Origin of the sequence: Clostridium sp. CM74B_53 (assembly GCF_036318045.1) — a bacterium.
Taxonomy (GTDB): domain Bacteria; phylum Bacillota; class Clostridia; order Lachnospirales; family Lachnospiraceae; genus Pilosibacter.
The window spans coordinates 112208-125793 of the sequence record NZ_JAWQDE010000001.1 but is presented as its reverse complement, the minus strand read 5'-3'; the positions used below and the strand labels follow the sequence as shown (position 1 = coordinate 125793).

At 43.8% G+C, this 13586-nt stretch carries 12 protein-coding genes; 8 read left to right on the top strand and 4 right to left on the bottom strand.

The genetic code is table 11. The annotated features are described in order from the left end of the window. Window positions 1-125: 125 nt before the first annotated feature. From V2546_RS00500 to V2546_RS00465, 8 genes are all read left to right on the top strand, one after another. Window positions 126-1055: a WYL domain-containing protein gene (locus V2546_RS00500; RefSeq protein ID WP_329751270.1), complete on the top strand. Its 930-nt coding sequence runs from the start codon at window positions 126-128 to the stop codon at window positions 1053-1055. Between the two features lie 49 nt (window positions 1056-1104). Further along, complete coding sequence (locus V2546_RS00495; RefSeq protein ID WP_329751269.1) at window positions 1105-1983, top strand: hypothetical protein; 879 nt, start codon at window positions 1105-1107, stop codon at window positions 1981-1983. 13 nt (window positions 1984-1996) lie between these two features. After that, a complete protein-coding gene (locus V2546_RS00490; protein WP_118514803.1) occupies window positions 1997-2452 on the top strand; it encodes a hypothetical protein in 456 nt (151 codons plus the stop codon). A 30-nt stretch (window positions 2453-2482) separates the two neighbouring features. Then, window positions 2483-3571 carry a hypothetical protein gene (locus tag V2546_RS00485; RefSeq protein ID WP_329751268.1) on the top strand — a complete coding sequence of 363 codons (1089 nt, stop codon included), beginning with the start codon at window positions 2483-2485 and terminating at the stop codon, window positions 3569-3571. 15 nt (window positions 3572-3586) lie between these two features. Further along, a complete protein-coding gene (locus V2546_RS00480; RefSeq protein WP_329751267.1) occupies window positions 3587-4876 on the top strand; it encodes a hypothetical protein in 1290 nt (429 codons plus the stop codon). Continuing rightward, on the top strand, window positions 4867-5292 hold the full coding sequence (locus tag V2546_RS00475) for a hypothetical protein (protein WP_329751266.1): 426 nt from the start codon (window positions 4867-4869) through the stop codon (window positions 5290-5292). Before V2546_RS00480 ends, V2546_RS00475 begins: the two co-directional genes overlap by 10 nt. Before the next feature lie 43 nt (window positions 5293-5335). Further along, complete coding sequence (locus V2546_RS00470) at window positions 5336-5896, top strand: hypothetical protein (protein WP_118605943.1); 561 nt, start codon at window positions 5336-5338, stop codon at window positions 5894-5896. Window positions 5897-6120: 224 nt separating this feature from the next. Continuing rightward, window positions 6121-7128: a hypothetical protein gene (locus V2546_RS00465; RefSeq protein ID WP_329751265.1), complete on the top strand. Its 1008-nt coding sequence runs from the start codon at window positions 6121-6123 to the stop codon at window positions 7126-7128. Window positions 7129-7703: 575 nt separating this feature from the next. On the opposite strand, the gene V2546_RS00460 is transcribed toward V2546_RS00465, so the two are convergent. From V2546_RS00460 to pepV, 4 genes are all read right to left on the bottom strand, one after another. Continuing rightward, the gene (locus V2546_RS00460) at window positions 7704-9254 is read right to left on the bottom strand and encodes a transglutaminase-like domain-containing protein (protein ID WP_329751264.1); all 1551 of its coding nucleotides are present in this window, start codon (window positions 9252-9254) and stop codon (window positions 7704-7706) included. Between the two features lie 239 nt (window positions 9255-9493). After that, window positions 9494-10687, bottom strand: a complete 1194-nt coding sequence (locus tag V2546_RS00455; RefSeq protein ID WP_117503660.1) for a DUF819 family protein — start codon at window positions 10685-10687, stop codon at window positions 9494-9496. A gap of 38 nt (window positions 10688-10725) precedes the next feature. Then, a complete protein-coding gene (locus tag V2546_RS00450) occupies window positions 10726-11886 on the bottom strand; it encodes a CapA family protein (protein ID WP_117503659.1) in 1161 nt (386 codons plus the stop codon). 11 nt (window positions 11887-11897) lie between these two features. Then, the gene (gene pepV / locus V2546_RS00445) at window positions 11898-13274 is read right to left on the bottom strand and encodes a dipeptidase PepV (RefSeq protein WP_117503658.1); all 1377 of its coding nucleotides are present in this window, start codon (window positions 13272-13274) and stop codon (window positions 11898-11900) included. Window positions 13275-13586 lie beyond the last annotated feature (312 nt).

Here is a 13586-nt window from a genome sequence, read left to right as displayed (position 1 = left end):
TTTTCCTCCGAATATATTTATGATAGCGAATCACGACAAAAATTGACATGAGCTGAAAAATATAATATTATAACTAACAGATAGTATTATATGCTTATAAAGCCATAGAATGCATGGGAGGGAGTATGAACAGTACAACAGGTAAGTCAGACCGTCTGCTTCAGATCTATTCCAGACTTGTGAACGGAGAAGTCCTGTCAAAAAAGGAAATGGCGGACAAGTTTCATATCACTGAGCGCAGCGTTCAGCGAGACGTGGAAGCTCTGAGGTGCTTTTTTCAGGAACAGGGCCTAAACCAGAATGTCATCCACGACCGGAAAGCCGGCGGATACCGTCTGCAGCGGGAGGAAAAACCTCTGTTAAATAACGGGGAGATCCTGGCTGTGTGCAAGATCCTTCTGGAAAGCCGCTCCATGAGGAGAGAGGAAATGTTTCCGATCCTCGAAAAACTGACAGCAAGCTGTGTCCCGCAAAAGAGCAGGGCAGCAGTTGACTCACTCATATCTAACGAAAAATTTCACTACATCGAACCACATCACGGAAAATTCATCATCCCCGGCCTCTGGGACATCGCGCAGGCCGTACAGAATCACTATGTCATGGAGATCAAGTACGAGCGAATGAAAGAGCCCAGATTTGTCAAGAGGACCATCGAGCCGGTTGGAATTCTGTTCTCGGAGTATTATTTTTATCTGGCCGCCTTTCTGCGCAATATCGACCGCGAAAAGGAATTCGTCAATAAAGATGATGTCTACCCGACAATCTACCGGATCGACCGCATCCAGTCCTTTACGATTACCAACGAACATTTCAATGTGCCATATAAAGACCGCTTCGAAGAAGGAGAATTCCGGAAACGCGTGCAGTTTATGTACGGCGGAAAACTGAAGAAGATCCGGTTCAAATATACCGGAATGTCCGTAGAAGCGATCCTCGACCGCCTGCCGACCGCAAAGGTTATTGCGGATGGCGAGGATGGGAAGGTGATTGAGGCGGAGGTGTTTGGAGATGGGGTGGATATGTGGTTGAAGGGGCAGGATGTGGAGATGATGTAGCTGTATTAGTATGAAATTTCCGAGAAATATAATGAAGGGGAGATAAGATATGCAATACCGTAATAGAATATTAATCGGATATTTTATTGGTATAGTTTTGATTATAGTATCTGATAAATATAATTTTTTGGGCTTTAATGTTCCGAAAGTTTTAAGAGAGACGATTTACATATATGCTACTCTTTCACTGATTGGAATTATATTGGCTGTTATTCCAATTAGAAGAAATCGTATATTAAAGTGGATGGGTATAATAGGCAATATAGGAATATATATTTTCAGATTTAAAAACGGATTACAGTGCAATACAATTGTATCCATCATTTTGCTTATTGTATTCGTAATTATTGCGATCATTTTATATTGGTCATATGATAATGCGGCAGTTCTAAGTCAAAAACAAGGATATGTCAATTATTTGGTAGAAAAATATGAAATAGAAAATAGCGCGTATGATCAAGAAGTGAAGAAATTAAATGAATTAGAGCAGTATTGGTTGCAGTTGGATGAGAAACTGGGGATAGGAAAATCTTTAAAAAATTTCCTGAAAGAAAAATTAAATATATCCGATGATATTGAAATTACCAGAGATATAAAAAGAAAGTATCCTTTGATTGATGCCAAGCAGATTATAGGATTAGCGGCATTATGGCCAGATTCCTCCAGTCTAGATAAAATGATAAAAGACTTGGAAAAATACCAAAATTGGTTGGAGAAAAATGAAAATAAAATAAGATTTAGGGCACATATCATTGAACAAAGGATTTCAGAATTAGAATCTCAGATTTCGCATGTGGAAGATTCGTTACATAAAGATTTAGATGAGCGATTGATAAAAAAATTTAATTTAGATAAATCTGCCCAAAATATAAAGAAGAGATACAATACGATAAATAAGACTAAATCAAAAATAAAAAAGAGAATTTGAGGGAGGAAAAATTATGAATACCGAAATTATGAATCAAAATGAAATCAAAGAAAAAAGCGATGTTCTCTCGAAGGATTTTATTAGTCTATATAGTAAGGGCGGTGACGAAGAAGCATGCAGGGCATTAGTTATGTCTGTTCAAGGCGCCCAGATCATGTTGGAGAGTTTTGCTAATGTTTCAGTGCAAATTGCAAAGTCTCAACATGAGGCTATTGTGAGAATATATGAAAAAGCAATTTTGGGAGAAATTCAAAAAGAAGCCAGAGAACTGGACTCTTTAGATAATATAGTCGACAGATATAATGAACAAGTACAAATTTTGCTAAGCAATTTAGATACTTCAAATACGCAACAGGTAGAAAATGTAAGAAAATTAATTGAACAAATACAAAAAGAATTAGATAAACAATTAAATGCAACGAATAAAGTTCCGATTCTTGATAAAATCGGAAGGATATTTCGGAGATAGTAATGAAAAAGTATTTATGGAGGGAAAATCATGGACCTTTCTGAAGAGATGAAAAAAATGATAGATGTGGTAAAACAATACGATTTTGCATTGAAGCGTAATCGTTACAAAAGTTATATTGCACCAGATATTCCAGATAAGATAATAAAAAAGTTGTTAAAAAATTTTGATAGTCACATGCCTATAAATAGTATTGTTGCATATTATGATGATACCGCATTTGAAACGACAACCAGGGGAACAGTTTTTACTAGTGATGGCGTTTATTTCAAGGACATTATATGTAAACCAGTATATTTTCAATATAGTGATATTATCGAATGTGAGATTACAGACAAGGGTCTGAGATTGCATTTGCAAAACTGTGTTGATTCATATTATGAGAATATTGCAGCATTAGATGTGCCGACTAAAAAGATTGTGATTGAACAGTTGAAAAAAATTGATTTTGAGTACGGACAAACAACATTTAAGTCGTCTGGGAAAATAAAAAAAATTGATATACCTAAAGATATGTTGGTTAAATGTAATGGTTTTATTCATAGCGCATCTGTGGCTTGCGGTGGTGTTGGTACCGGCTTGGCACAAATCCCTGCCTCAGATAATGCGGTCATTGTTCCGATTCAAATTGGAATGATTGTGGGCTTAGGTACTGTTTTTGATTTGAATATCACCGAAGCAGGGGCAAAGAGTATTATTGCTTCAGCGAGTGCAACAATTGCTGGAAGAACTATTACGCAATTTTTGGTTGGATGGATACCAGGAATAGGAAATGCTATTAATACGGCAACGGCAGCTGGACTCACAGAAGCGATTGGTTGGATCGCTGTAAAGAATTTTTATGATCGTTGGATTCAGGATAAAAATAAAGGCCGCTTAGAGGGAATGAAGGACGGATATACAGAAGCATCAGGTGAATATGAGAGAAAATTAAGAAAACAGGCAGAAGAGTTCTTTAATCAGATGAAAGACGTTCAAGAAGAACGAGATGAATATGAAAGATTATTGAATGAATACGAAAAATACATTAAAGAACTGGAGATAAAGTGTGCCGCAAGTGAATTAATACAAGAAACAGAAAAAATATATCAGAATCTCCGAAAATTGAAATCTGCGTAAAGGGGATAGAGGTTTATGGGACTTGATGAATTACGGGAAAGAAGAAAACAACTAAAAAGAAATTCAGATATTACTTTGGGTAATATGCAGGCCCTTGCAGATGAAAGCAATCGAGTTGCAGAAGTGGCGCATAACTCCCGTCAGTTATTAGATGATTTGGATTTAGAGTTTGAATCTCAAACAGGATTAAAAGGGAATGATGTAAAGTTCCTGTTTGCTGCAGTTGCTTTACAAGTGACTAGAATTGTTATTCTGAATGAATTGACTAAAACAGAAACTGCTGGTTCAACTAATAGAAATGAGACTAAACTGCATGAGTTCCAAGAAAAACTGTTAGGAAAGTTTAATTCAGGAGAAGCTGTGAAAGAAAGCCCGTACTATGCTTCGATGGAGCATATCATTACTAAGATGGGTGTTCCGTATGATGCAACAGCTACATTGACGGAAAAATCATTGTCAGCACTAACGAAAAAAGATCGTGAATGGGATTTTGACGTAAGTGAGATGCTTCCAAAAGAAAAACTTTCTTTATTTAAAGGTGCGAACCATAGATTTGCTACGTTAGGACACGATCCGATATTGGGCTTATTGTTTGGAACAGGAAATATTATGACAAACACAATAACTTGTGTCAAAACACCAGTATCTGTTGGTGGAATGGGTATTCCTGTACTAACAACGAATCATGTAGTTTTTACTTCTGATTACAAAGATCCCAGAATTGCTACTTATGGGTCTACACTTGTTATGTTTCAACATGTTTTTGAGAGAACTAAAGACCAACCAAGTGCATTTGTTGCATCTTTGATTAAACAAATTATTCATATAGGAACAGATTTATATACTCCGTGTGGAATCCAAATACCGGGGGCAAATCTGATTTTGTCGAATGCACAGGTTGAAAAGCTGACAAGCTATATTAGTACAGGAGACATAATTAAAGTAGGAGCGTCCGCAAGATTAGCGGAATTAATCAATTTATTAATAAGCACATTGCATACATTGATGTATGATTCTTCAATGGTTATTTCACGCAATTTATATAGTGTAAAAACTAGAAAAATCATAATGTATTCTAATGCTATTGCAACTGGAAGTAATGTCTTGTGGGTAGGAGGAAATATGCTTGCAGGAAATGAGAGGGCAATAAAACAGCTTGATATTGGCGGTTTGATCGTAACAATTAAAAGGCTGATGAATGATACAGAATATATTCGTCAGATAAAAGAGGAGTTCATATTTGGTGATTTCAATAAAATGATTCAAGGTAAAAAATTAAACTTAAAGGAACCGATATGGGATTAGGAAGATTTATTAAACATGTTCTTGTGCCAGGTACAATTACTATGGATTTTGTAAAGAATATGATTGATGAAGGTGATATTGTAAAAGGGTATAAAAAATCTATTAAACAAGAGATTACGGAGGATAATCCTTTTACAGCTCCAGTATATAAGTACGGAAAATATGATGGAAAGAAAGAAGGTTATGCAGCGGCATCTAATGAATATGAAAAAAATCTACTTGAACAAGCAGATGAATTCTTAAAACAAAAGAGGGACTATGAGAAAGAAAGGGATGAATACGAGAAGTTATTAGATGCCTATGAACAAAAAATAGGGAAATTAGAGAATAAAATTGATAGAACACAGGCAGAGAATGAATTTCTTCGACAACTCCTGATCAGGGAACGAGGACTAATGAAACTTGCAAGGGGATAATTGCAAATTTCGATATTGAAAAAATATCCAAGGAGGTCCATCCATGAAAAAGAACAGCAAAAAATCCCGCCAACTCCAACGTGAAAAAGAAAACCGCCTGGAACAGGAATACGCGAAAGCAAAAGCGTCTCCGGATTCACGGCGTGGCCGGAGAATACATACATGTTATCATTATTCGCTGGGGACTGAACCATATGATTGTGAATGGGAATGTTCGACAGATCTCAGTCCACGTCCGTGGAACAAACCTGACATGGGAAAACAGGATGGTTCATGGGGAATACTTTTGACAACGATTCCTGTTCGGCACTTGAAGTCTGCAAAATTCCGCGGATATATGACTAGCTATGTCTATTCCATCTCCGACACGGAATGCAAGTGTTCCCAGTGCCACAAGATATTTCCGATTAAGACTCTGGAAATTCTGAAAGAAATGAAAGAACTTCAGATACAGCGTTACAAATACAGAGATCTGAAGAATGGTTTGTGGGCGAACTATGAGGACAAAGAGATCCGGGGAAAGATACAGGAGTTGGGAAAGCTGATTCCGCCGGTGCGCTATCGAAAACTGTCACCAGACGATTTTATTTATGTGGATGAATAAGTGCAAATGCCGGAGACTGCTGATTTACAGGCAGCTCTCCGGTATTTGACGCTTTTGACATTGATTATTAGTTGCGAAAAAGATAAATATATGCTATGCTCGTGTCAGACAAAATTTTCTAAAATTCTAACATTCTATTTTATCCTGACCGTCTCGGTCGTCAGAAAATCATTGTCTATTTTGTATCCTGAACACACTTGAAAACGTAATACGGAAACCGTATAATGAAAGGAGAGGTTTGGTTGGTAAGAGCAAAAAGGCCGTCGATTTTTCAGACGGTAAAGAGAGAATGGAATCGATGGAGGATTCGAAGAAATTATAAGGATCGTCTGTTTATCAAATTATTCCATGAAAAAACAGCATTACTGGAACTATACAATGCATTAAATGGAACGGATTATCAAAATTCGGATGATCTGATAATCACAACGATTGATGATGCGGTATATATGGGGATGAAAAATGATTGTTCCTTTATAGTAGGACATGATATCAATCTTTATGAGCACCAGTCATCATATTGTCCAAATATGCCGTTGCGCGGGATGATTTACCTGGCGGATGTATATAAGAGCCTGATTGAGGCAGATAACTTAAATGTGTATGGAAGTGCGCAGATAAAACTGCCAACGCCGAAATATATTGTATTTTATAATGGAACATCGGAAAGAGCAGAGCGGGAAGAACTTAGAATATCTGATGCATTTGAAACTGATGACGGTTGCCTGGAATTCACAGCAACCATGGTTAACATTAATAAAGGGAACAATCAGGAATTGATGGAGAAATGCAGGACGCTAAAGGAATATTCCCTGTTTATAGATAAAGTGCGGGAATATCAAAAAAGTGGACTGGAGATGGCGCAGGCGGTAGATGATGCCTGTGTGTACTGCATTCAGCATGATATCCTAAGAGAGTTTCTGATAAAAAACAGAAATGAGGTGAGACGTGTGTTTTTGACAGAATTTGATGCAAAGAAACAGCGGGAACTGGATCGGAGAGATGCGAGAGAAGAGGGGCGAGAAGAAGGGCGACAAGAAGGACGGCAAGAGAGCCAGATCGTTCTGCTGATAAAGAAGATAAAAAAGGGCCAAAACCTGGACCAGATCGCAGATGCACTGGAGACATCTCCGGAAGAACTGAAGGAGATGTATGATGCCGTGATTGCGGCGGCACCGGAATATGATGTGAAAAAAATATATCAGATGCTGGTAAAACAAAGAAAAGTGTGAAAAGCTATGAATACTTATTGTTTCACGAAGCTTCGAGGGACATGGAAAATAATATACTCGTAAGAAAGTAACTCGTGAGTTACTTTTTGATATCAGAAAGTCGATCTCCATACGGCTGGATGCGTCATCGCGGGAGGCATTATAGTAAAAATAAAGCTTGTGTCCGCTCGCAGACAGCATTTGAGTGACGATGTTTTCTATAATAAAGCCTTTGTTGACTTCCAGTTTGTCGAAGAGCAGCTTTTTGTAGCTTTCTTCACTGACAATCCCGTTTATCAAACGAGTGGCTGATCAGGAGACCGGTATCGGCCATATAGCATTTTAAAGAGTCGTATAGTTTTCTTTTCATGTCGATGATACCTACTGTCACAGAAAACGAGATTTTTGACTAGTTGAATAATACACGAAAACGAGATTTTTATCCCCCCATATTTTACACGAAAACAAGATTTTTGACTGTACCGATACTACACGAAAATGAGATTTTTTATAACCACACATAAAAAATATGCCGTAGAACCGATCATGAAGGAGTGGTTCCACGGCATGTTTTCATGAATATGGCAATATTTTAATCAGTTCTCTTCGATCTCTTCACACATCAGAACATCTTTCCTGCGCTCAAATTCCTCATACCTCAGACCGCGCTCTGCGGTTTCGATCTCGCCTAACTGGTTATCGTAGGGATCGGTGCGCCAGTATTTCTTTTCGACGGTAAAAGGTGCCTGAAAGGCGCGGTTGGCGACCATGCGGTATGGGTCAAGGTTTCCGAAATAGAAGCGGCGGCGTTCCTCGTTCTCGGCGCGGACAGCTCCGATCCCGTAAGAGGGATCCGCGTAGATCCAGCCGAACGGGGCGGCGTAGAAGCGAACCCAGTCATGACCGCCGATGAAGTCCGGCTCTGCGGCGAGTCCGCTCTGCCACTGGGCGGGGATTCCGGCGCAGCGGCACAGGGTGATAAAAAGAAGTGCGAAGACTCCGCAGTCCCCCGTGAAGGTTCTGGCGCAGTTCCCCGGAATATCCTCCAGAGAGAAGTAGGCCGGCATGTAGGTGTACTTGAAGTTCAGGGTAATGAAGTCGTAAAAGCTTCTGGCTTTTTCGAGTGGAGTCTCACAGCCTTTTGAGAGTTCTGCGGCGAGTGCACGGATGTACGGAGTGAAGACGATGTGCGGGGTAAGTTCAGCGAGATCATCAGATACGCCCACCTCAAATTCACGCAGAGACGAAGAACTGGATTCATTACTGGAATGAGCATACAGCTGGACAGTCTCTGCGGCCTTGTGATTCAAACCGGCAGACAGAGTTTGCTCCTGAGATACCGTTCTAGGGTTCACTTCCGTACCAACTGTTTTGCATGCATCAGATTTCTTTAACGCACTTTCCGTATCATGCCACACCGCTGTATGCACATACGAATACTGGACGGAAAATTCATGATTTTCTTTCAGAGTCTCTTCCCAGCATACAGTGCGCTGCGGTGCGTCTTCCGGTGCGATCTGTGCGTTTTCAGGGAAAACGGATTCGATCCGGATATCGCTCTGCTGGTCGCAGGCGGCGGGGATCGGGAGATGGACGCGAACGAACATTTCGGGAGTGAATGCGGACTCTTTCACTTTGACAGATGCACGGATCCGGATCCTGTTTGAAAGAGATCCTTTTTCTTTCATGATCTCCATTGCACGGTTTAAGCGAAGATCTCCGCTGCTTCCTTTTCCGGCACTCTCAGAACCGTCAAGGGTGACTGCGGTCCGTTTCCGGAAGTCAGGCATGGACTTGCACATGCTCTCGAAAAAGCGGTCAAAGATCCGCATTTCGCCGTTTACATAGATCCAGCGGATCTGCCCGATGGAGAGACAGTGGTCAAATTCCTTTTCCGTAAATTCCGGGATCCGGGACCGGATCTTTTTGAGTGCATCTTCGCGGGTAAAAGGATAATCGGAAGGCATGCGCAGAATCATTTCCCGTTCTGCCATCAGGCAGTAACGGAGCGGATCCGGAAGTGCCGGACCGGAGAGCTTCCGGTCAATGAGCCGGACTGCACCGTCGAAATCTCCGTGAAGCTTCATGCGGAGAACATCTTCCGGGAGTCCGATATTCAGATAAGAAAGAAGATCGTTTTCGTTCATAAAAGTTCCTCCTGTGTTAATTCAAGGTGAATATATGTGAAACTCAGTGTGTGATCCCGTGAGTTGTTCTGACCGGTACAATTTACTGCCGGAGATAAAATGGCGTCCCCATTCTAACAGGGAAAGAATGGGGACGCCATAATTGGATCGCTCACAGATGAAGGGACAATGTAGGGAAATACGGTTTCCTGTCATCGTGAGCAGCCATAAAATAGCAGACTCATGAAATGTACTCACGATCAGACAAACAGCTTCAATAGAGCGCCCATTCCGAGTCCCATGAAGTTTCCGATGGCGGCACCGAGAACTCCCATTAAAACACCGATACCTGCGAAGGAACCGTCATAAGCGGTTGCGATGATCGGAGCGGAAGCAGATCCGCCGATGCAGGCAACGGAAGCAGTGGAATCCATGCAGAGATCCCAGTGGAAGATCTTGGAGAGGATGAACATCAGCACAACATGGACAAGAAGGATTCCGAGACCATAGACAACCCACATCGGAGCAGATAAGAGGTCGATCAGGGTTGCTGTGGATGCGATGAGGGAGACAACCGCATAGAGATAAACGCTGGAGAGCTCTGTGACTGCCGGAAGTTTTCCGAGCGGAGTCATTGCGCAGATCAGTCCGAGGATCGTTACAAATACGGTCGTGCAGGTACCTTTATCAAAGAAGGAAAGTCCGACACCCTTGAAAAATCCATTCATCTGAACGCCGATGTACTGGGAGACTGCAGATACAACGAGGGTGAGACCAATCAGGAAGATCCAGTCTGCAGCATTCGGTTTTACGTTTGTCTCTTTTGCAACTTCCTCGTTTGCAGCTGCAGCGACAGCGTCGAGTTTGGAAGTATCAGCCTTGCAGGCCTTGTTCCACTTCTGGGCATATTTTACAGCAAAGAGCAGAAGTGCGATCCAGAGGGAGTAGCAGGCAGTATCGAGAGCCAGAGCGCAGGAGTAAGCACCGGAATCGACCGGAAGCGCATCCTCCATGGCAGCCATGTTTGCAGAGCCGCCGACCCAGGATGCGTAGAGGGCAGCTGTTGCGCCCCATGTCTTGTCAGCACCGCCGAGTGCATTTGCAAACAGCGGGAAAAGAGCGAAGAATCCGATGCCGAGGGTGATGGCACAGCCCATGAAGATACAGATCATACGTGGTCCGAGTTTTCCGAGCTTGCGGAAATCACAGCGGAGCAGCATGACGAAGATCATGGCATATAGGATGTTGTTCTTTAAGGCACTGTAGGCTGCGGAACACTCATCGGAATTGTAGAGACCGATGGTGCAGAAGAACATGTTGAAGATATAGATCCATACGAGCGGCGGAACGATGTTGAAGATTTTCCACTTCATGTATTTTTCAAGTGCGAGAAGACCGCCTGCGAGCAGCATCAGGAAGGCTATGTAAGTAAAACCGTTTGTAATCGTTAACATAGGATCACGCTCCTTTTTCTATTTGTGTTGTCGTTGTATCAGAGCTGGCGAAGAATGTATTCTTTTACCGGCTCCAACGTGCTCTTTTTCCATGCACCTTCCTCCGCTTTCTCCGAAAACGGGACGATGATGTGGAAATCCATGTGGGCGCCCTCGAAGTAACCGTCAGGTTCGGTGCTGAAGAAATATCCGTTCCAGACATCTTCGGAGGCATCTGTAAAGCGCTCCGGCTCCAGATAGATCATTTTCCTGCGGTCCTCCGCGACAAAGGCCTTTGCGGAGAGCGGTGCCAGAAGTTCATACTCCGCAGCCGGGATGTCTGTGAAGATGGCAGGAAGTGGGGCGATATCGATCCGCTCATCTCCGCGGATGATCCGGATCCCGATCGCCTCAAAATCGATCGCTTCTTCGGTGAAGATCAGTTTTAACAGGACTCCGACATCCGTATACAGGTGGACTCGCTGATAGTCGGTATCAAAAATGAAGTTTCCGAGTGAATAGAAAATTGCTTTTCCGTTGTCAAAGAGCTCGTAGTTTTCCGGGACATGGGGGTGATGGGCGACGACCACATCGGCTCCGAGTTCCAGAAACTTGAGGTAGCGGTCTCTGGTGTAGGGACTTGGAAGACTTGTGAATTCTTCCCCGCCGTGGGAGACGATCACGCACCAGCGGCAGCGGGATTTGATCTCGGCGATCCGTTTTGCGATGAGATCGAGGTCATCCCAGCGGAAAATACCGGGTTCGGTGGCAGTTGCCGGGATGCATTCCGCCTGGTAGGCGACACAGAACATGCCGATCCCGCCTGCCTCGTCGAGATACACAGGTTCGGACGCTTCGGTGTCATTCATTCCGGCCCCCATCGTGAGACAACCCATTTCTTCGGCGATCTTTTTTGTGCTCATAACACCTTCCCGCCCGGCATCCATCGTGTGGTTGTTCCCGATACTCCAGATGTCCGCATGGATATCTTTCAGGACGCGCGTCGCCGCAGGATTCATGCTGTGAAAGAAGACTCCACGGGATCCGTCATCCTTCGCATCGATCAGTGCGCCCTCAACGTTTGCGACAGTGTGATCAGCGCTGTGGAAAAAATCGAGGACGGGGGCAGACAGCAGATGTTCATCCTCCCAGCGGTGATCCATGTAGCGGTCAAATCCGATATCTCCGGTAAAAACGATCGATGTTTTCTTTTTTTCCATGGAACCACCTCCTATCTGGCCAGCCGGTAAAGAGCTTCTGCAAAAATATGTACATTTTCCATCAATCGGTCGATCTCCATGAACTCGTCCGGCTTGTGCTCGCGGACTTCATCGCCTGGGAAGATCGGTCCGAAGGCGACAACGTTCGGGATCGCTTTCGCGTAGGTGCCGCCGCCGATGGATTTCGGGATCGCAGGAAGTCCGGTCTCGTCTGCGTATACATGCAGAAGAGTCTGGACCAGCTCGCAGTCTTCTGGAAGATAGAGACATGCTTTGTGGGTTTCATTTACCTTCAGGAATCCTGCGTTCAGGAATGCCGCGTCGCAGATCGGAGCACAGTCATCGTAGGTGAAGGTTACCGGGTAGCGATAGTTGATGCGGATCAGGAAACTTGTCTCATCGCCCTGGATCGTTCCGAGGTTGAATGTGAGTTTTCCGCTCGGTTCATCAGAAAGAGCGATCCCGAGGGAGGTCCCGTCGCTTTCCAGCCCGACATGATCGGAGAGAAAGTGAACAAAACCGAGTAACGGTTCATCGAGCGGAAGTGTTCCGAGCGCATCCATCAGGAGGCCAATCGCATTGATCCCGAGTTCCGGGGAAGCTCCGTGGGCACTGACGCCGTTTGCGAGGATCTCGAATCCGTCTGCAGTTTCAGTGCAGGTGATCCGGTCACATCCGGCGGCGAGGACCATGAGCTGCGGCTTCATATCGTCCGGGCAGGTGATCTCTGCTCTCGCGGAGGCTGGGACTACATTCGGCGCGGATCCGCCGGAAATCTTTGTGAGACGGACATCGCCGGTCTGGGTGTAGTCCGCTTCATAGTTGACATTGATGATCCCCTTTTCCCCATTGATGACCGGATATTCTCCGTCCGGGGTGAATCCCATGACAGGGAGTTCGCCGCCGTGGCTCTTGTAGTATTTCATGTCATTGCTTCCGGTCTCCTCGTTTGTTCCGAAGAGGATCCGGATCCGGCGTTTTAAGGGGAGACCGCTGTCACGCAGGGCGGCCATCGCGTAAAGGGCGGCCATTGTCGGACCTTTGTCATCCATGGAACCACGGCCGAAGATCTTTCCGTCCCGGATCTCACCGCCGAACGGATCGAAGGTCCATCCTTCCCCTTCCGGGACAACATCGAGATGCCCGAGGACGGCGATCATCTCATCGCCTTCACCGAATTCACACCATCCCATCTGGTGATCAAGATCAGTGGTGCGGAAACCGAGTCCCTTTGACACAGCCAGGGCGTGGTCAAGGCATTTGCGGACATTGGGGCCGTATGGGGCGCCATCTGCAGGCGGTTCCTGCACACTGCGGATCCGGATGCTTTCCGCCAGGGATTGAAGAAGTGGTTCTTTTTGAAGTTCGACAGCTTCTTTCAGAGTCATAGATACTCATCCTCCTCTCAAAAAAAATCCGCCAAAAGCAGACCAGGAAGACAAGAGCGGTTTGATCTCGCTTTTGTCGTTGGTTCTCGCTTTTGCCGGATTTCAGATTGCTTGCCAGACAGCGGTAACTGCCATTTGCAGAATGAAGCAGCAACATTGCGTATTCATTTGTGTTTATTATAATGAGGTGGAAATGGTTTGTCAATAAAAAATAAAAATTTGGTTAAAAATATTAAAATTACTAAAAATACAAAAATGAGAACAAAAAGTACAGATCTTTCGAAACGTAAGACAGGAGACGTGGAAAAATAA